Origin of the sequence: Brevibacillus fortis, from assembly GCF_003013395.1 — a bacterium.
Taxonomy (GTDB): domain Bacteria; phylum Bacillota; class Bacilli; order Brevibacillales; family Brevibacillaceae; genus Brevibacillus; species Brevibacillus fortis.
On the sequence record NZ_PXZM01000023.1, the window covers coordinates 118314 to 138964 of the forward strand.

At 48.5% G+C, this 20651-nt stretch carries 17 protein-coding genes; 12 read left to right on the forward strand and 5 right to left on the reverse strand.

The window, feature by feature from the left end; all coding sequences use genetic code 11:
• The first annotated feature begins 104 nt into the window (after positions 1-104).
• From C7R93_RS14765 to C7R93_RS14775, 3 genes are all read left to right on the forward strand, one after another.
• Positions 105-1178 carry a branched-chain amino acid aminotransferase gene (locus C7R93_RS14765; protein WP_106839525.1) on the forward strand — a complete coding sequence of 358 codons (1074 nt, stop codon included), beginning with the start codon at positions 105-107 and terminating at the stop codon, positions 1176-1178.
• A gap of 204 nt (positions 1179-1382) precedes the next feature.
• Positions 1383-2099: a GntR family transcriptional regulator gene (locus C7R93_RS14770; RefSeq protein ID WP_106839526.1), complete on the forward strand. Its 717-nt coding sequence runs from the start codon at positions 1383-1385 to the stop codon at positions 2097-2099.
• 25 nt (positions 2100-2124) lie between these two features.
• Entirely contained in the window at positions 2125-2757 is a 633-nt protein-coding gene (locus C7R93_RS14775; RefSeq protein ID WP_106839527.1) for a sterol desaturase family protein, read from the forward strand.
• 147 nt (positions 2758-2904) lie between these two features.
• On the opposite strand, the gene C7R93_RS14780 is transcribed toward C7R93_RS14775, so the two are convergent.
• Positions 2905-3096, reverse strand: a complete 192-nt coding sequence (locus C7R93_RS14780; protein ID WP_106839528.1) for a hypothetical protein — start codon at positions 3094-3096, stop codon at positions 2905-2907.
• 92 nt (positions 3097-3188) lie between these two features.
• Here C7R93_RS14780 and recQ point away from each other — a divergent pair, with 92 nt between their 5' ends.
• Entirely contained in the window at positions 3189-4964 is a 1776-nt protein-coding gene (gene recQ, locus C7R93_RS14785) for a DNA helicase RecQ (RefSeq protein WP_106839529.1), read from the forward strand.
• 153 nt (positions 4965-5117) lie between these two features.
• Positions 5118-7106: a bifunctional metallophosphatase/5'-nucleotidase gene (locus tag C7R93_RS14790; protein WP_106839530.1), complete on the forward strand. Its 1989-nt coding sequence runs from the start codon at positions 5118-5120 to the stop codon at positions 7104-7106.
• Between the two features lie 63 nt (positions 7107-7169).
• Here the strand turns inward: C7R93_RS14790 and lplT are convergent, their stop codons facing one another.
• The 4 genes from lplT to C7R93_RS14810 form a co-directional block, all read right to left on the reverse strand.
• The gene (lplT, locus tag C7R93_RS14795) at positions 7170-8360 is read right to left on the reverse strand and encodes a lysophospholipid transporter LplT (RefSeq protein ID WP_106839531.1); all 1191 of its coding nucleotides are present in this window, start codon (positions 8358-8360) and stop codon (positions 7170-7172) included.
• Position 8361: 1 nt separating this feature from the next.
• The gene (locus C7R93_RS14800; protein ID WP_106839532.1) at positions 8362-10470 is read right to left on the reverse strand and encodes an AMP-binding protein; all 2109 of its coding nucleotides are present in this window, start codon (positions 10468-10470) and stop codon (positions 8362-8364) included.
• Positions 10471-10577: 107 nt separating this feature from the next.
• Positions 10578-11216: a response regulator gene (locus C7R93_RS14805; protein WP_106839533.1), complete on the reverse strand. Its 639-nt coding sequence runs from the start codon at positions 11214-11216 to the stop codon at positions 10578-10580.
• Positions 11217-11233: 17 nt separating this feature from the next.
• A complete protein-coding gene (locus tag C7R93_RS14810; RefSeq protein ID WP_106839534.1) occupies positions 11234-12613 on the reverse strand; it encodes a HAMP domain-containing sensor histidine kinase in 1380 nt (459 codons plus the stop codon).
• Between the two features lie 198 nt (positions 12614-12811).
• On the opposite strand from C7R93_RS14810, the gene C7R93_RS14815 reads away from it, so the two are divergent.
• The 7 genes from C7R93_RS14815 (at position 12812) to C7R93_RS14845 (ending at position 20633) form a co-directional block, all read left to right on the forward strand.
• Positions 12812-15490: a sigma-54-dependent transcriptional regulator gene (locus tag C7R93_RS14815; protein ID WP_106839535.1), complete on the forward strand. Its 2679-nt coding sequence runs from the start codon at positions 12812-12814 to the stop codon at positions 15488-15490.
• Between the two features lie 204 nt (positions 15491-15694).
• On the forward strand, positions 15695-15997 hold the full coding sequence (locus C7R93_RS14820) for a PTS sugar transporter subunit IIB (protein WP_106839536.1): 303 nt from the start codon (positions 15695-15697) through the stop codon (positions 15995-15997).
• Between the two features lie 13 nt (positions 15998-16010).
• Positions 16011-17354 carry a PTS cellobiose transporter subunit IIC gene (gene celB / locus C7R93_RS14825; protein WP_167402473.1) on the forward strand — a complete coding sequence of 448 codons (1344 nt, stop codon included), beginning with the start codon at positions 16011-16013 and terminating at the stop codon, positions 17352-17354.
• Between the two features lie 21 nt (positions 17355-17375).
• Positions 17376-18122, forward strand: a complete 747-nt coding sequence (gene chbG, locus C7R93_RS14830; protein ID WP_106839538.1) for a chitin disaccharide deacetylase — start codon at positions 17376-17378, stop codon at positions 18120-18122.
• Positions 18123-18134: 12 nt separating this feature from the next.
• Positions 18135-18461: a PTS sugar transporter subunit IIA gene (locus tag C7R93_RS14835; protein WP_106839539.1), complete on the forward strand. Its 327-nt coding sequence runs from the start codon at positions 18135-18137 to the stop codon at positions 18459-18461.
• Positions 18458-19780 carry a 6-phospho-beta-glucosidase gene (locus C7R93_RS14840; RefSeq protein ID WP_106839540.1) on the forward strand — a complete coding sequence of 441 codons (1323 nt, stop codon included), beginning with the start codon at positions 18458-18460 and terminating at the stop codon, positions 19778-19780. Before C7R93_RS14835 ends, C7R93_RS14840 begins: the two co-directional genes overlap by 4 nt.
• Positions 19781-19793: 13 nt before the next feature.
• On the forward strand, positions 19794-20633 hold the full coding sequence (locus tag C7R93_RS14845) for a Cof-type HAD-IIB family hydrolase (RefSeq protein WP_106839541.1): 840 nt from the start codon (positions 19794-19796) through the stop codon (positions 20631-20633).
• The last annotated feature ends 18 nt before the right edge of the window (positions 20634-20651 follow it).

The window sequence follows — 20651 nt, forward strand, 5'->3', positions numbered from 1 at the left end:
CTACGAGAAACTTACGCTGGAAATCATGCAAAATTGTTGCTATTTTGTATATATAGGAAGTTGTTCAAGAAATAGTGGATTTAATACTAAGGGAGATGTAGAAGATGGAGTGTCAGTTAACAATTACCCGGACAGAACAGAAAAAAGAGAAGCCCGCATCTGACAAGCTGGGGTTCGGTGTTCATTTTACCGATCATATGTTCACCATGGATTACACAGAAGGTAAAGGATGGCATGATCCACAAATTGTCGCTTACTCTCCGCTGACACTGGACCCGGCAGCAATGGTGTTCCATTACGGGCAAGCTGTATTTGAGGGGTTAAAAGCTTATCGCAATCAAGAGGGCAAGGTTCGCTTGTTCCGTCCTGATCAAAATTTCAAGCGTATGAACCGTTCACTGGAGCGTATGAGCATGCCATTGATCGACGAAGAATTCATGGTCGAGGCATTGAAGCAGCTGGTGGCGGTCGATAAAGAATGGATTCCAACAGAAAGCGGACAGTCTCTCTACATTCGTCCTTTCGTAATCGCGACAGAGCCATGCTTTGGAGTGCGCGCTTCGCATACGTACAAATTGGTGATCGTCTTGTCGCCGGTTGGAGCGTACTATGCAGGTGGCATGCAGCCCGTTAAAATTTACGTAGAAAACAACTATGTTCGTGCGGTAAGAGGCGGAACAGGAAACGCAAAAGTAGCAGGTAACTACGCAGGCGGTCTGAAAGCACAAGTAGAAGCGAAGGAAAAAGGCTATGAGCAAGTGTTGTGGCTCGACGGCGTAGAGAACAAATATATTGAAGAAGTAGGCAGTATGAACGTGTTCTTCAAGGTAAAAGGCGAAGTGTGGACCCCTGCTTTGAACGGCAGTATCCTGGAGGGTATCACGAGAGATTCGACGATCCAATTGCTCAAGGACTGGGGAATTCCAGTTGTAGAGAAGCGGATCTCCATGGAAGACCTGCATACCGCTTACGTCAACGGTGAGCTGGAAGAAGCATTCGGTACCGGAACAGCGGCAGTTATTTCCCCAGTCGGTGATCTGAACTGGAACGGACATCAGATGATCATTAACGGTGAAAAAACAGGCGAGTTGACGACAAGACTGTACGACACAATGACAGGCATTCAATACGGTGAGCGTGAAGACAAGTTTGGCTGGTCGGTAGAAGTGACAGAATAATCACGCCAATAATACAAAAGGCATGGCCCTTTCTTTTTCGGAAGAGGGCTATGCCTTTTTTGATCACAAGAAAAAGGAGGAGAATCACCATGATCATCAGTAAGTCGCAGTATTTCACCTATTGACAGGGGGTGTGCAAAATACTACCATTCGTGGTAATACCACAAAAAAATGTTGTAGGACCAGCAGTGGAGGGAGGCGACAATGACATCGGAGAAAAAAGGGGGAAAGAAAGAACGGGCGTCGGATCAAATTGAGATGAAATTAATCAAGGCAATTTTGACCCGAGAATATCCTACAGGAAGTACGCTGCGGCCGGAACGGGAGTTGGCAGAGTACTACGGGGTAGGTCGGCCAACCGTTAGAGAAGCACTGCAACGCTTGGAAAGAGATGGCTGGATCACTGTGCGGAAAGGACATCCGGCTATTGTCAACGATTATTGGCATCAAGGCAATGTAATGACCCTTGTCCATATCATTCAAAACCACGACGATGTTACGGATGAGTTTATTTCGTACTTGCTGGAACTGCGGATATCGTTGGCACCCGTTTACATTCGTAACGCGGTTGCTGCTCATCAGCCGAAGGTAGTCGCATTGCTTGCCAATCTCGATCAACTGAAACCTGATGCTGTTTCTTATGCAGCGTTTGACTGGGAGCTGCAGAAAAATCTGACGAGGCTTTCCCCAAATCCTATCTATTTACTGATTGTAAACAGTTTTGACTCCTTTTACCTAAAAATGGCGCGAAGGTATTTTTCCATCCCGGAACACCGCGAGGCATCTTGGCACTATTACCATGAACTGTTGAACGTCGCTTTACAGGGAGATTTCATCGAAGCAGAGCGTGTAGCCAGAAAGGCAATGGAAAAAAGTTTGGAGCTGTGGAGAAACCGAACCGTGTTGGAACAAGACAAGTGAAGGAATACAAGAGGAGGGCGTTCTGTTGAAGGCAAAGTATCTGAAGGAATTCTTTACGTTTCCGGATATCCTCATCATGAGCATTCTATTCCTAATTAGCTTGTCTTTCACTATTTCTGAATGGTACGTGCTGGAAACATGGCTGGCACTCGTGGCGGGGATGATTGGATATGCGGCAAGCGAATACTTGATTCATCGATTTCTCTTTCACCTCAAACCGCCTCGAAATCCATTTTTTCTTCATTTGTTAAAGCGCTTACATTATGATCATCACGCCGATCCGAACAACTTGCACCTGTTGTTCTTACCTGTGTGGTACAGCATGCCGCTCATTGCAGGAACCGGAGGCATTTGTTATCTGCTTACTTCCGACGTGATTATGACCAATGCCTTTGTTACAGGCGTGATAGGATTTCTGCTATTTTATGAATGGACGCATTATATCGCCCATCGTCCTGTTCAACCCATATCCCCATGGGGGCGCTGGATGAAAAAGCTCCATCTATGGCATCACTTCAAAAATGAACATTATTGGTACGGTGTTACCAGCCCTGTTTTTGACGTCATGCTGGGAACTTACAAGAATGAACAGGACGTCGAGAAAAGTTCGACGGTGAGGGATCTGGAAAGACGATGGGACAAAGATGTTGAACTGTAAATGACTAAAGAGCATATTTTAACATCTTTTGCACAGCCATCCCTTTTTTGAGGGATGGTTTTTTTCTACCTAAGATTTAGAAGCTATCGATAAACCGCCAAAGCTGCTGAGAAGAAAAAGCACAGGGCTCGCAGACCTTGACAACGCCTACCCAGTCGGAACTTCAAAAAGGGGACCACGCTTGTCGAACACTTCTTCTTTGAGACCCTTCCGCCCGTAGGGTGGCTTTGGCTCGACGGTCCCCTTTTTGAAGTGTAGACGGACAGTGAATCCCCCCTGCTGGCGTGTCAGAGTCGAAGAGAACTGTGCTTTTTCTTCTCCTCCACTATGTTGACCCAAACGCAGCAGTCCCCCTTGTTTTGTCCCAATCCCTATGTTTACACTAGTAGAAACTCATTATAAATTCCTGTCGAAAGAGAAGGTGATTCTCTTTGTTACATAAAGCGCAAGAGATTCTACGAAAGTACTTTGGCTACGAATCATTTCGGGAAGGCCAGAAAAAGATCATCACGAGCCTGTTAGCCGGACATGACACTGTGGGCATCATGCCAACAGGTGGCGGAAAATCGATCTGCTACCAAGTCCCAGCGATGCTCCAGGACGGAGTAACCATCGTGATCTCCCCACTCATCTCACTGATGAAGGATCAGGTCGACGTGCTGGTCAGCATGGGCATTCCCGCCACCCAAATTAACAGCTCACTGGATTATAGCGAGGTTCGCGATCGACTGCGAATGGCGGCCCGAGGAGAGTACAAGCTGCTGTATATCGCCCCGGAGAGATTGGAATCCGAAACGTTCCAAAACCTGATTCAGGATGTACCGATCTCGTTTGTGGCGGTGGACGAAGCGCATTGCGTCTCGCAGTGGGGGCACGATTTCCGTCCGAGCTATTTGGCGATTGCCCGTTTTCTTCAATCCTTGCCACAGCGCCCGATCGTCGCAGCCCTTACGGCGACAGCGACTCCAGAAGTAACAGAGGACATCAAGCGACAGCTGGAATTAAAGGACGAGCGCCTTTTTATCACAGGTTTTGGCAGAGACAATCTCATCTTGTCCGTACGTAAGGGGGAGAACCGTCGAGAATTCATCCAGGCGTACTTGCGTGCGAATAAGCAGCAGGCGGGTATTATTTATGCGGCAACGAGAAAAGACGTGGACGCTTTGCATGCAGATTTGGACAAGCGTGGCTTTGCTGTGACCAAATACCATGCAGGCCTGACGGAGGAGGAGCGTGCGGCCAACCAGGAAGCATTCCTGTTTGATGATGTCCGTACGATGATCGCGACCAACGCATTTGGCATGGGCATCGACAAGTCCAATGTGCGATACGTCATCCATTACAACATGCCGAAAAACCTGGAGGCGTATTACCAGGAAGCAGGCCGTGCGGGACGCGACGGGGAGCCAAGTGAGTGTATTCTATTGTTTCAGCCACAGGATATCCAGACGCAAACGTTTTTCATCGAGCAGAATCAACTGCAAGACGAGCGCAAGGAGCATGAGTACAAAAAGCTGTACGCGATGATCGACTATTGCCGGACGCCGCGCTGCTTGCAGCAAAACATCGTCCAATATTTCGGCGAAACAGATGCTGACGTATGTGGACGCTGCGGGAACTGTACGGATGAGACCGAGCTGTCCGATATTACGCTCGAAGCGCAGAAGATTTTCTCCTGCGTCAAACGTATGAGAGAGCGCTTCGGTGCAGCACTCGTCGCGCAGGTGCTCAAAGGCTCCAAGAATAAAAAGGTCACCCAGTTTTCCTTCGATCAGTTGCCTACGTACGGTCTGATGAAGGAATACAAGGAAAAAGAGATCGCAGACTTGATCCAGCTCCTCATTGCCGAAGGGTATTTGCAAGTAACGGAGAGCCAATATCCAATCGTCAAGCTAGGGGAGCGGGCATTGCCTGTTTTGCGGGGCGAAGAGCGCGTCGTGCAAAAAATCTCGATTCGCCCTGTGCAACTGACAGAGGATGACGAGTTGTTTGAGCACCTGCGCGCGTTGCGAAAGGAAATCTCGACGCGACAAAAGGTGCCGCCATACGTCATTTTCCCAGACAGTACCTTGAAGGAAATGAGCAGTATTTGCCCGACTGATAGAGAGGCTATGCTCAAAATCAAAGGAGTCGGCGAGGCGAAATTTGAGAAGTACGGGGAACTCTTTCTGGAGTGTTTGCAGAACTATGTAGCGATCAAGTCGTGACATTTACGTCACGGCTTTTTTTGCTATTTTTCCTTTCATATGCCTGCTATAGTTAGATAGCAACCCAGAATTTTCTTACATAATAGAATAGGAGGACAATAAGAGCAACACCATCGAGGTCACTGACAGATTAAGAGAGACAGAGGGGAAAACATGAAAAAACTAGCGAAGGGCTTATTGAGTGTTGCACTCACCTCCATGCTGCTAGGCAGTGGAATGATGGGGATCGCCGCACCGGTAAAGGCCGCAGAAACACCTACCAAAATCACGTTGCTTGGTACATCTGACATTCACGGACGATTCATGCCGTGGGATTATGCTTTGGATGGCCCGAATCAAAATGGAAGCATGACGCAGCTATTCACGATGATTAAAGAGATTCGCAAAGAAAATCCAAACACGGTGTTGCTGGACGCAGGCGATTCGATCCAAGACAACTCGGCAGAGCTGTTCAACGACCAACCGCAGTCTCCCGTCATGGTCGCGATGAATGAAATGAACTATGACGCATGGGCTTTTGGCAATCATGAATTTAATTTTGGACTCGATGTTTTGAACAAGGTCAGCAGCCAGTACAAAGGCGCTGTTCTGGCGGGGAACATTTACAAGGAAAATGGCGAGCGTTTCTTGCCTGCATACACGATCATTGAGCGTGCCGGTGTGAAAATCGGCGTCATTGGGATGAACACACCGATGATTACCGATTTCGAAAAAGGAACCGATCATCTGGACGGTCTCGTGATCAAAAACCCGGTAGAAGAAACCAAGAAAGCCGTAAAAGAGCTGGAAGGCAAAGTAGACGTCATGATCGGTCTCATGCACATGGGCATCGAGAATGAAAACGGCATTCCGGGTACGGGCGTAGCAGATATCGCGAACGCTGTTCCAGAACTGACTGCGATTTTTGCCGGGCACATGCACAAGCTTGTGAAAAAGGAAGAGATCAACGGCGTCCTGATCACAGAGCCGGACAAATACGGTACGCATCTCTCGCGCATTGACCTGACTTTCGAAAAGAAAGACGGCAAGCTCGTGCTAACTGACAAGGAAGCGACTGCGCTCCCTGTAAAAGGCGCAGATGGCACACCAGCGGTATCCGATGCAGAGCTGGAGACCAAGCTCAAGCCTTTCCATGAATTCGCGCGCGCAGATGCCAACATTGTCGTAGCAGAGCTCAAAGGCATGAACCTGGTACCGAAAAACGAGATCGAGGGCATCCCGACGGTACAAATTCAAGAGACGCCACTCTCTGACTTTTTCCATGAAGTGATGCTCTACTACAGCAAAGCAGACGTGGTTGCTCACCAGATCGACAACGACAAAGCCAAGCTGGATGTCGGTCCGATCAAGAAAAAGGATATCGCCTACAACTACCAATATGCAGGTGGCGAGATCACCGTTTACAAAGTGACCGGAAAAGACTTGAAGGACTATATGGAATGGGCAGTAGGCTATTTCAATTCCACTCGCCCTGGTGACGTGACAGTGAGCTTTGATCCAAAACGCCGCGCTTCCAAATACAGCACCAACGATTTCTTCGGCGGCGTGAAGTACGAAATCGATCTGACCAAGCCATACGGCAGCCGCATCACGAACCTGCGCAAGCTCGATGAGACACCGATCAAGGCTGAAGATACCTTGAAGCTCGGAATGAACTCATACCGAATGGAAGCTTTGCAGGCAAAAGGTGGCGCGTTGGAAGGACGCAAATTCGAACAACTATGGTCTTCCAAAGACAATACAGTGTTTGGTGAAACAGGTGGAACGATCCGCAATCGCGCTATCGCATACCTGAAAGAAGTGAAAAAAGGCGTTTACGAGCCAAAAGTACAAAACAACTGGAAGATTACAGGTGTGGATACCGCTGCATCTGAACGCAAGGATGTAGTAGAGCTGATCAATGCAGGCATCTTGAGCGTTCCGAAAACGGCAGATGGCAAATACACCAATATCGCTTCCATCAACATCAAGGACGCGGTAACCAAAGAAGAAATCGCAGAACTGTCTGCAAAAGTAAAAGTCGATGCAGCGAAGATCGCGACTGTGAAAACAAAAGGCGAATTTTATCATCAACTGAACGAAGCGAGAAAGGCTGCGGAAAAATCGGTCGCACCGACAACCAATACGCAGCAAAAGAAATAGCATAGTTGAATGAAAGAAAGCCGTGACGCAAGTAGTCACGGCTTTTTCAATGACGGAAAACTGTTAACGAACGATACGTCTGCGGTACTTCACCAGATACAACAGGAAGCCGAGCAGCAGCAGCCCTTGACCAACAATCGCACCGGAGATGGAGATGCCGATATAGGTAATCAAGTAGTAAATGCCGGAGCCTACTGCCATCAGCAGATTCTCGATGAAGTTCTGAATCGCAATCGTTTTCCCGGAACCAACCATCCTCTTGCCTTCATCCTGCAAGACAGTATTCATCGGGATAATGAACACGCCACCCATGAATCCAACGAGGAGCAACAAACAGATGGCAACAAAGATGTTATCCGTCCAAGGAAATAGCACGATGATGAGAAACATTCCGAATCCGTATGTCAGCGATCGAGTGAAATGAGACAAAGGAATGAGCTTGGGAGCGAGAAAAGCTCCGGCGATAATCCCGATGGATGTCGTTGCGAGAATCAGCGATACAGAGAAGCTCTCTGGGTTAATCCCGAGCGCGAGTGGAATCCATGCCAGAACTGCCACGCGCAGGACAGCAGAGGACATCCAGAATGCTCCGGTTCCAATCAGGGCAAAGCTCGTTTCCGGACGATTCATCAAGTGCTGGAAGTCGATGAAAAAGCGTCGTGCTTCTGCCCCATAGCGAATCGATGCATCCCCTCTCATACGCGGAATAAAGAAAGTCATGCCAAGTGATAGCAGATAGATCAGCAGACAAATTCCTGATGAGATAAGCGGCGCTGTCATGTTCGCGATTGCTCCACCACCGCCGATTCCTGTCAAAATCGCAAAGATCGTATAGGCTTCGATGCGTGCATTCGCATGAAACAGCTCATCTTCATTACGAGTCAGCTCCGGCAAGATTCCGTACTTGGCGGGAGAATAGACAACCGCTCCGACGCCTACTGTGAAGTAACACAACATCAGCATCACGATGCTGGACTGGTCAATGAAAAATAGCAGGACGACGCCAAGCGCTTTAATCAGGTTGCCGATCACCAGCACGATTGACTTGGCATGCTTGTCGGCAAAAGGCCCAACCAGTGGAGCGAGAAAAATGTAAGGGAGAAAGAATGAAATGGATACGAGTGCAAGCATGGCGGGAGAAAAACCGTTCTCCCGCAGCAGATTCGCGATGACAAACAAAATCATGTTGTCGGCAAAGGCCGATAGAAATTGAGTGAAGTACAGTGCTTGTAATGGTTTTAATCGTATGTTCACATCATTTTCCTCCAGTCTCCGCCAGTTGTTTCAAGCTGACGTAATCTGTTTTGCCGCTACCGAGCAGTGGCAGTGCCTTGATCACTTGCATAGCACCTGGAATGAGTAGTGGCGAGTATTGCTTTTCAGTCAAGTACGCACGTAGCTGGCTTAGCTGCACGGTTTCATCTGTCGTATATAGCAGGACACGCTCACCTTTTCGCGGATCATTCACTGTGATCGCAGCAAAACCGGAGTGTCCGAAGCATTGCATCGCCAATTCCTCAACCAGATTGAGCGAAACCATCTCGCCGCCGATTTTGGCAAAGCGCTTCAGGCGGGATTGGATGCTGAGAAAGCCGTCCTTGTCAGCTGTAACCAAATCACCTGTGTGGTACCACTCCTCAGCGGGAACAAAGCCTTTTCCGTGAATCATATAACCCTTCATGACGTTTGGACCCTTCACCAAAAGCTCTCCGCCTTCATCGATTCCTGCGACGGCTTCCAGCTTGGCGGTCACCCCTGGCATCAAACGACCAACGGTTCCAGGTTTGTTAGCTAGCGGTGTGTTGAGCGACAAGATCGGAGCTGTTTCGGTTGCTCCATAGCCTTCAAAAATCCGTACTCCGAACTTTTCCATCCACAGCTTGCGTACATCGTCTTTCAGCTTTTCCGCCCCTGCAAATACATAGCGCAGGGAGTAGAAGTTGTATGGATGAGCCATTCTTCCGTAACCAGCCATAAAGGTCGAGGTTCCGAAGAGAATCGTTGCGTTTTGATCATAGACCAATTCCGAAATCGCCTTGTAATGCAACGGACTTGGATACAGATAAACCGGAATTCCTTTGACGACTGGCACGAGTGTTCCTACGGTTAGTCCGAAGCTGTGGAACATTGGAAGAGCATTGAAAAATTTGTCGCGGCTCGTAATGTCGATTACGCTGGTCACTTGTTGGATATTCGCGTACAGATTCGTATGCGTGAGTACGACACCTTTTGGCTTGCTCTCACTACCGGAAGTGAAGAGAATCAGCTCGTTGTTAGTTGCAGAAGCTTTTTGCTTCCGCAAATAAGAGAAGAGTGCGGACACTTTGTCATAAGCAGTAGCCGATGCTTTCAAATCCTCGAGATAAATAATCTTCATGCTCGGGGAAAGACCTGCGATGATGTGGTCCAGTTTTCCTTTTTCGATGAACACACGCGATGTCAGGATCGTATCGATATGTGCGGTCTCACAGCAATCCAGAAGGGATCGAATACCGAGCGAAAAGTTCAGGATGGCCGGAGTGGTTCCGATGCGGAACAACGATAGTAACGTTACGAGATGGCCGACCGAATTGGGAAGGAAAACACCCACAACCGGTTTTCCCAAGAGCATCGGCTGCAATTTGTTGCCGAGTAAGTAGCTGCCGATTAACAAGGTCTTGTAGTCGATCGCGGACGTCAGGTCCTTGGCGATTTCCATTTTTGCACCATTCAGGCGAGATGCTTCGAGCACTTCATCAAAGAGATTCACGTTTTGCTTCATCCGGCTCTCGAACAAGCCATTCTGGAGAATTCGCAGGATACGATCGTTGGCAGTGGCTTTTTGTTCGCGCATCGACAGGTTCTGATCGCGCTCGATGGTGAACGGAGTTCCTACTGTCATAGTTACATTCGGGAACCAGGAGAGCTTCAGCTTTCCTTTCAAATACGAGAAGATCGAACGTTCCAGGCCATTAATGATGATCGGGTAAACGGAGAAACCAGTTCGCAGAGCGAGATAGCCGACACCGCTGTAGATTTTCATGATGCCGCCCGTCGTCGTGATCCGACCTTCTGGGAAAATCACCAGCGTCTGTCCGTTGCGAAGGACGCGGAGCATGTGACGGATGGAGTACGGGTTGAGTGGATCGATTGCGATATGCTTGCGGAAGCGGAGGAAAAATGCGAACCGCTTGGCGATCACTGTGTTCACGACAAAGGTCGCTTCTTTCGGCAAGCAAAAGGATAAGAGTACAGCATCTAGCAAGGAAACATGATTGGGCGTGATAAGAGATGGCTTCGACAAGTCCATTTTGGAAAGTCCCAGAACACGAGGGCGAAACCACAGCATTAAAATCATTTTCAAGAAAGAATAAATAAGGGCCATGTGGACCACACCTTTACAAAGGATAATTCGTTGCTCTATAGCTTTTATTGTAAGGAGTGGAGCATGTAAAAAAAGTACCAACATTCATTGGTACCTGGTAATAAGACCTAGAATAGCTTTTTTTGGCTGGCTTTTGCGGCCGCTTCCTTGCTTGTTTTGACGCCCATTTTTTTCAGGATTCGGTTGATGTGATTTTTGATCGTACGCTTCGTGATGTGGAGAGATTGTTCAATCTGTGTTTGCGTATGACCTTGGTGGATTAATTGTAGGATGTCCCGTTCTGAGGGAGATAACAGCTTTTGATTTTCATCGTTTTTCAAACGCAAAAATTCGTTGCGCAGTGCCGCAGCTGCCGTAGGGTGGATGGCAGATTGTCTGTTGTGAGCAGCACGGATGGCGTCGGGAATTTCCTTGAAGCTCGATTTGCTGATGTAATTCACAGCCCCCGCTGAAAAGGATTCCACAATCACAGCCTCATCTGTCAGAGAGGTGAGCATGATGATTTTACAGTCGGCCTGGAGTGCTATGAATTCAATTGCGGTCTCGATCCCATCCAGATTGTTCTCGGTCAAGTTAATGTCCATTAAGACGATATCCGCTTCGGCAGGCAAAAAACGCTCGATGGCTTCTGCTTTGAACCCGGCTTCCCCTACTACGGTGAGATCCGGTTCTTTGTTCAGGAAGTCAATGAGACCTTTGCGCCAAACGGGGTCGTCCTCCACTAAAAATACCCGGATTGGATTCATGTGTGTGCGTCCTTTCGCTATTCAGAGTCATTTATGATGACGCGCTTTTTCGGGAAGAACAGGAAAACGGTGGTACCTTTGCCTTGCTCACTATAGATCTCCAGTTGGCCCTGATGCTTTTGCATGACATTGTAGCAGTAAGAGAGCCCAAGACCAAAGTTTTGCCCGGTTCTTTTTGTCGAGAAAAATGGATCGAGCACATGAGGCAGGTTCTCTTTGGTAATGCCTGTGCCTGTGTCCGCGACAGTGATGATGAGATGTTTGTAGGACAAAAATAGCTGAAGATGGAGCTTGCCGCCGGACTTCATGGCTTCCAGCGCATTCATGCACAAGTTGGTGATGATTTCGCGCAGTTGTACTCCATCGCCATACAAGCGAAGTGTTTCGTCCAGTTCACTGACGACTTCTACCTGTTGTTTCAGGATATAGGGCGTCAGATTTTGTGTGACTTGCCCGATGATTTGGCCGGGGGCACATGGTTCTTCGCGCAGCTCGACGTCCCTCAGCTGGTTTTGAATTCGATTCATCATGTCCAGCATATGCTGCGAGGATTGCATCAAGACAAGCGCGTCTTCTTTTAATGACGGCTGGTTGGTTTCATCTGCGTATGTCTCGATACGGTCGGCATACAGCGAGATTTTGCCTACTTCATTTTTGATCGTATGGTTAATAATTTGCGCACCGGAAGTCAAGGCGCGCAAGGTGCTGTCCAGACGTCTTTTTTCCACACGAAGGCGGACGCCAAGGAAACCGTATTTCAAACTGATGGCAACGATCAGGATAAACTGGATCGTGACCACGACCATGTTGTAGCGCCAAGCTTCGTAATCGTTCTGGATACGCATGATATAGATGAAAATAAAGACGAAAAACAACGGAACGATGATAAGTACGTTCGTGAAAAAGCTGTTCTTTTTCACGAGTGGATCTTTTTCTCGCATGTACTGCACGACAAGCAGCGTACAGGAGAACAGAAAAAACGGAATCACCCATGCCACCATAATCCAGTAGTTAAAAAGCAGCTCGGGATAAACGGGTGTAATCCAAAGCATCCCAAGTGGCAGGATGAGGGACGCGTATTGTATCGTCTGCTTTACTCTGCGAGACAAAAATTCAGTTGAGTGCACGGCAAACATGAGAAACGTGTAGGGCAAACCCACTTGGCAAACAAAAGAAGAAATACGGCTTGCCAATATCAGGGTGTTCGTGGTCCCAGGCTTTGCGGCCAAGTAATCTGCAAAATAGGGCATGATCGTTTCGTCAATCACGCCTGAGATAAAGCCTCCAGCCCCAACAAAGGCAGTCGCGCAAGCCCAGCGGATCGATGTTCGTTTCGGGTCTGTGAACAGCACGAACAGACCTAATGCCCATATGGTAAACAAGATGAAAACCATCATGGTTATGCTAGCTCCTGTCAGTCATTATTCATCTATTATATCGTACCCCGGCGAAAGGACACGAAAAATAACTCATCGGGACAAAAACGAAGGAAGGGGGAGAGAAGCAGCAAGCAGGTTTTTCCAAATATTCGTGGAATTGAAAAGGACTAGTTATGCATTTCGTGACTTTCTATCTGTTCTATGGCGGGTGATAGAGTGAAACGATTAGACTTGATATTTCAGACGTTAGTAGACGCTGGTCCTGATAAAAAAGTAAGCGCTTCAGATTTGGCAGAGAGGCTTGGCTTGAGCCGGGCGAATGTGAGCAGCGATTTGAACCGTTTGTGGAAGGAAGGCCGAATCGAAAAGGAAGAAGGGCGTCCGACGCTGTTTTTTGCCAAGCAGGGGAACGGTTCGCTCTATTTTGCGGAGACATCATTGGACAGGCTGGCGAAAACCAACAAGAGCTTGATCACGCGTATTGAGCAGGCAAAGGCGGCTGTATTGTATCCGCCGCGAGGGATGCATTGCTTGATTTTGGGAGAAACGGGTGTGGGCAAATCGTGGTTTGCTGGGATGATTCACGAGTTTGCCGTTGATATTGGGCGCTTGGAGAAGCAGGCTCCTTTCGTGATTTTTAACTGTGCCGATTATGCCAACAACCCGCAGCTCTTAATCAGTCAATTGTTCGGAGTCAAAAAAGGGGCGTACACCGGAGCGGAGATGGACCGCAAAGGACTAGTGGAAAAGGCAGACGGCGGTATTCTTTTTCTTGATGAAGTGCATCGGCTGCCAGCGGAAGGGCAGGAAATCTTTTTTACCTTCATGGACAAGGGCATATTCCGCCGCGTAGGGGAAACAGAGGTGGAGCGGACAGCTCACGTCCAGATTGTCATGGCCACGACAGAGAATCCGGAGTCGAGTCTCCTAAAAACGTTCATGAGGCGCATTCCCATGGTTATCAAGCTGCCATCGTTAGTAGAGCGTGGCTTGGAAGAGCGTTTTTGTATCACGATGGAAATTTTTCAGGAAGAAGCATTCCGGTTGGGGAGAGAGATTCAGATTTCTGCGAATGCCGTGCAGGCGTTCTTGTGCTACCACTGCCCGAATAATATTGGACAGTTAAAAACAGATATTCAGCTTACCTGCGCGAGCGCCTATGCCGAATTCATTTCGTTAAAGAAGAATCAACTGCAAGTGTCCGTTCAGGACCTGCCGCATCATGTCAAGCAGGGGCTTCTTTTGGTGAAGGATTACAAGCAAGAGCTGGATGAAATTATCGGGACGGAGCACAATTGTTTCGTCGTTCAGCCCTCTAAGGAAGGGATCTGGGTCGGGCGAGAAACAGGGGATGCGACAGACAGTGTCTATGAAAAAATCGAGCAAAAAATATATGAGCTGCAAAACCTCGGTGTAAGTGAGGAAGAATTGGAGTTTGACATCGAGAATTATTTTACAACCTTTATCAAGGGCGTCCATCAACGAGTGAATAAGGGCGACATGGCCCGGATTATTGATCCGTTCATCATTCACCTCGTGGAAGAGATCGTTCGCTTTGCAGAGGCCAAGCTGGAGAAGATTTTGAGCCAGAAGGTGATCTTTGGTCTCGCGCTGCATATTCAGACATCAAAGGAGCGTCTGGCACAAGGCAAGCAGATCGTAAATCCGCAAATTAACCATGTGCGAATCAAATACAAGAAAGAGTTTGCTGTGGCGCTAGAGTGCGTACGCATGATAGAAGAAGCGATACTCATGGATCTGCCGATTGGTGAGGCTGGATATTTGACGATGTTTTTCGTGCTCGACGATGTCAGCATGGAGGAAGAGCGGGAAACAATCGGGGTGCTTGTTATTACGCACGGCAGCGGCGGCGCGACAGCGATGGTCGATGTGACGAACCGATTGCTGGTCACACAATATGCGAGAGCCATCGATCTGCCGCTTGAAGAGGATTCCATGAGTGTTTTGGAAAAAGCACTGAAAGTAGCCAGAGAGATCGGAAGCAAGGCTGGACTGCTGTTGCTCGTAGATATGGGGTCACTGCTCGGCTTTGGCGAGATTATTGAGCGAGAGATCGGCATTCCGGTCAAGGTCATTCCGATGGTCAGTACGCCACATGTGATTGAAGCGACGCGAAAGGCCATGCTCGGTCATTCGCTGGAGGACGTTTACCGAGATGTGTTGGGTATTTCGCTCTACCAGCGAGAGGAGCAGCCGAAAGAGCAGGTTCAAAAGCATGTTCCGGCGCTGACGATCGTCGCTGCCTGCCTGTCTGGGGAAGGCAGTGCCTTGTTTTTGAAAAAGCTGCTGGAATCGAGGCTCAGGTACGATGATAACCTGCTGGAATTTGTGCCGCTGCAACTGATCGATAAGGCGCAAGCCCGCAGCCAGCTTCGAAAAATCAAGGAGGAGAGAAAAATTCTCTTCGTGGTGAGCAATTACATTCTCGACCGTGAATTGCGCCATCATAGCATGGACGATGTTTTGAACGGAGAGGTGATGGCTGATATCCAGCAAGTGATCGATCTAGAAGAGGCCTACCTGAAGATGCAAGAGTCGCTGGGGGAGCACCTGCAAATGGTGGAGGGACAAGACGTTCTCGCTGACGTGAGAATGTGTGTCGGCCGTATGGAAGAGCGACTGAACAATTCGCTGGTTTTTGACACCCGAATTGGGGCCTACTTGCACATCTGCTGCCTGGTTGATCGCTTGAAAGCAGGGGCGCAATCGGTGGCGTATATACAAAAAGAAAGCTTTTTACTAGAAAATCGCAAGCTGTACAGCTTAATCCGCCATGAATTATTGCCGCTGGAAGACAAGTATGAGGTAGCGATTAGCGAGGACGACGTTTGTTTTATTATGAATTTCTTCATACACAACAAAACACTGGCGTAACCAGTGTTTTGTTTTTTGTCTTTTCCATCTTCAAAACTAAACACTACAGCGCTTACATGAAAACACTAGCGGAGATGACAGGCGATGAGGCTGCGAAATATGGCTAACCATGCGGGGTTTAGGAAAGCGCATACATTTTTTGGTGTTTTGGCACGTAACTTGCTCTTACAAAAAAGGCATAACTCGTCGAGAGGAGGGGGTACAATGAATATTTTATTGTGTTGCGCAGCGGGTATGTCGACTAGCTTGCTGGTTCAAAAAATGGAGGAAGCTGCTAGAGAAAAGGGGTTGGACGCAAAAATATGGGCAGTTTCCGCAGATGAAGTAAAGCATCATATCGATCAGGCAGCAGTGCTCTTGCTGGGGCCACAAGTTCGTTACAAGCTGACAGAGATGAAAAAAGAAGGGGCATCCAGAGGAATTCCTGTAGACGTAATCAGTACGGTGGATTACGGAACATTGAACGGGAAAAACGTGCTTGAATTTGCACTTCGTCTAAAACAGTAGGAGGGGGATGCGTATGGGCGGATTTGTTTCTTTTATGGAAAACCGCATGATGCCGATTGCAGGAAAAATGGCGGAGCAAAAGCATCTGCAGGCCATTCGTGACGGAATTATCCTTACTTTGCCTTTGTTGATCATTGGTTCCATTTTCCTCATTATTGGCTTCATACCGATACCTGGTTATGACGAATTCATGGGTGGTATTTTCGGAGAGAAATGGCGAACGAAGCTGTTGTATCCGGTAGGTGCTACTTTTGACGTCATGGGTTTGATTGTTAGCTTTGGCGTCGCCTATCGACTGGCGGAGAAGTACAAGGTCGATCCGCTGTCGGCTGGAGCAATCTCTGTCGCATCCTTCTTGCTCGCTACTCCGTATAAAATCATGTTCACTCCTGAGGGAGCGAGTGCAGCCCAAGAGGTTGGCGGCGTCATTCCTCTTACGCTAATGGGGAGTCAGGGACTTTTTGTAGCCATGATATTGGCGATCTTATCAACGGAGATTTATCGCAAAATCATCCAAATGAAAATCGTTATTTCCATGCCACCCGGAGTTCCTCCTGCCGTTTCTCGATCTTTTGTGGCATTGATCCCTGCGGGTGCTGTGCTTGTCGTTGTCTGGCTGATTCGAATTCTTTTGGAAAACACCTCCTTCGAGAGTATTCATAATATTGTAAAAGATTTGCTTGTCGGACCATTGAGTGTGGTCGGCAGCAGCTTGATTGGGGCCATCATATGCGTGTTGCTTATTCACGTGCTATGGGCTGTCGGTTTGCACGGTGCTGCGGTTGTCGGCGGAATTATGAGTCCAATCTGGCTTACCTTGATGGACCAGAACAGAGCGGCGTTTCAGGCAAATCCGAACGGTGAATTGCCAAACGTCGTTACCACGCAATTTTTTGACATGTGGGTATATGCAGGTGGATCAGGTGCAACTCTGGCCCTCGTCTTCCTGATGGTATTCATGGCACGAAGTAAACAGATGAAAAACATCGGCCGGCTCTCGATCGGACCTGGTTTGTTTAACATCAATGAACCCGTCATATTCGGTATGCCGATCGTCATGAATCCGCTCTTGATCATTCCTTTTGTACTTACCCCTGTCATATTGGTCATTATCAGTTATTTTGCGATGTCGCTCGGATGGGTAGCAAAGCCTAGCGGGGTATCTGTTCCGTGGACGACACCATTGCTTGTTAGCGGGTATTTGGCTACGGGCGGAAAAGTGTCAGGAATGGTTCTCCAAGCCGTGAACTTCATCATTTCGCTCGCGATCTACTACCCGTTCTTCCGACTGTGGGATAAACAAAAAGTTAGCGAAGAAAAAGCGGGTACAGCTTCCGATACAGCTGTGCCGATGTAATCGCTAGAGGAGAGGCTATCTATGAAATTGATTGTGAATGCAGACGATTTTGGGTATTCCAAAGGCGTCAATCTGGGCATCGTCGAAGCGCATCGGGAAGGAATCGTTACTTCTGCGACTCTGATGGTCAATATGGATGGGTTCGAGCACGCTGTAGGGCTAGCCAAAAAACATCCCACGCTGGGTGTAGGCATTCATCTGGTACTCACATGCGGATCGCCAGTCAGTCAGGATGTACCAACGCTAACGGATGGGGAGGGGCGTTTTCGACGCGGGCAAGATCATTTGGTTGCCGCTGTACCGGAGGAGATTGAGCGGGAGCTTCGCGCTCAACTAGGGGCTTTCATGGCGTCGGGGCTTATGTTGACACACATTGACAGCCACCACCATGTGCATGCACATCCAGCCGTTTTGCCGATTGTTCTGAAGCTAGCAGAGGAACATAGGGTGCCAGTTCGCTATCCGTGGATGTCCGAGTCTCGGGAGCAGCGAGACCAGTCGAGTGTTCCTACGACAGAAGGCTTTTCTCATCATTTTTATGGAGACGACCTAACTGTACAATCATTCGTCAGGATCGTAGAGGAAATGTCTGATTATTCTGTAGTGGAGATCATGACGCACCCTGCTTATTTGGACGAAGCGATACTGACAGGCAGCTCATACACAAAGCAACGAACAACAGAATTGAAAATCTTAACGGCAGCAGAGTTAAAGCAATACATTCGTGATCAAAAAATACAGCTCGTGACTTTTAGCGAACTTGGATAGGTGGAGATAGATTTGGACCATACAGACGTTATTTTTCAACTAATACTTCACGGAGGAAACGCGCGGAGTCTGGCAATGGAAGCGATCGCTCTGGCTAAAACTAGAGATTTGCCAGGTGCAGAGGATGCGTTGAAGCGTGCAGGAGAAGAACTCGGTCGTGCACATCAAAATCAAACGGCCCTTATCCAGAAGGAAATTGCGGGAGAAAAAACAGAGATCAGTATGCTCTTGATTCACGCCCAGGATCATTTGATGAACGCGATAACAGTCAAGGATTTGGCTACGGAGTTTGTAGAGCTGTACAGCCAAATCCATGCAGGTAAGGAGGCAGGAGTATGAGCGGGATCAAAATTGTAACGATCGGTGGAGGGTCTAGTTATACACCTGAGCTGGTGGAAGGCTTCATCAAGCGCTACGCTGAATTGCCTGTGCGGGAATTGTGGCTCGTTGACATTCCAGAGGGCGAGAAAAAGCTGCAAACTGTGGGTGCTCTTGCAAAACGGATGGTGGAGAAAGCAGGGGTACCAATCGAGATCCATTTGACCTTGGATCGCAGAAAAGCACTTGCAGGCGCTGATTTTGTCACAACACAAATGCGCGTCGGTCTCTTGGAGGCGCGGATCAAGGATGAGCGTATCCCCTTGAAATACGGTGTAATCGGACAGGAGACGAATGGACCTGGCGGCTTGTTCAAGGGCTTGCGCACCATTCCGGTTATTATGGATATTTGTCGTGACATGGAAGAGCTGTGTCCAGATGCTTGGTTGATTAACTTCACGAATCCGGCTGGTATGGTCACAGAGGCAGTTCTGCGACATACCAACCGCAAAAAGGTTATTGGTCTGTGCAACGTGCCCATCGGCATGAAAATGGGTGTCGCTACTGTTTTAGGCGTGGAGCAATCGCGGGTTCATATTGATTTTGCTGGTTTGAATCATATGATTTTCGGACTTGGTGTGTACCTGGATGGGGAAAACGTCATTTCCCAGGTAATCGATAAAATAACGGGCGACCAATCAGGTATTACGATGCAAAACATTTTGGACCTTGGCTGGGATAAAGATTTTATCAAAGCATTGGGGATTCTCCCGTGCCCGTACCATCGTTACTACTACCAGACACGCACGATGCTTGAGCATGAGCTGGAAGAAGCGGAGCAGAAGGGTACGCGAGCTGAAGTGGTCAAGCAGGTGGAAGCGGAGCTATTCGCGCTCTACGAAGACCCGGACCTCGATATCAAACCTCCGCAGTTGGAGAAGCGTGGCGGGGCTTATTACAGTGAGGCTGCTTGCAATCTGATTTACTCCATTTACAACGACAAGCGCGATATCCAGACGGTGAACGTTCGCAACAATGGAGCGATTGCCAGCATTCCGGATGATTCGGCGGTCGAGGTAAACTGCGTGATTACAAGAGAAGGACCGATTCCTTTGGCTGTTGGGGATTTGCCTGTTCCCGTGCGTGGACTCGTACAGCAAATCAAATCGTTTGAGCGAGTGGCAGCTGAGGCCGCTGTAACGGGTGATTACCATCAGGCGCTGTTGGCTATGAATATTAATCCGTTAGTGCCTTCTGATGTGATCGCCAAACAAATACTCGATGAGATGCTGGAGGCGCACAAGGAGCATCTGCCCCAGTTTTTCAAGCCCGTAACATAAGGATGGGGCTCGTGTGAAATATAAGCTCCTCGTCTTGGATGTGGATGGAACGATTTTGATGTCCAACCATACTTTATCCAAAGTAACGGAGCGTGCCATTAGCCAGTTAGTGAAGCAAGGAGTCCACGTCACACTGGCAACTGGCAGGGCATACCCATCGGCCAAATCGTTGGCGCAGCAGTTCCAGATCAGCGCACCACTCATTTCCCATGATGGCGCATACGTCGCAGATCCCAAGACGGATCAGGTGCTGTATGTACAGCGTATTCCGTATGAGATAGCGGCGAGGATAACAGATATACTCGTATCGCATGGCTTGGATGTCATGCTGTTGCATGAGTCTTATGCTGTTACGAATCGCACATGGAAGTGGACGGACTTGTTTCCGCTGTTAAATGCCTGGACACTGCGCCAGCTCTGGAAAAATCAATACCCGCTCAAAATCCAGGCCTCTCGGTTGTTAGCCGGATACGTACGAAAACATGAAGTGTGTGCTCCGAAAATATTCGTCACGGGGGACGAGAAGCGTTTGTCGGCAGCAAGACAAGAGCTGGAGAAAGCTGAGTTTTCGGGGATTCGCGTGACAGCATCGGGCGCGAATAATTTGGAAATATTGCCTGTCGGTATTTCTAAGGCGAGTGGTCTAGCGGTAGTGAGTGAGAGGCTCGCGATACAGCCTGACGAGATCGTTGCTGTAGGTGACAATTACAATGATGCAGAGATGCTCCAATTCGCTGGAATGGGTGTGGCGATGGGCAATGCTCCTGACGATCTGAAACAACTGGCTCGGCATGTCACGGAAACGAACGATCGGCATGGGGTAGCAGAAGTTATCGAAAAGTTTTTTCTGTAAGAGGTTGTTCAAAAAGTC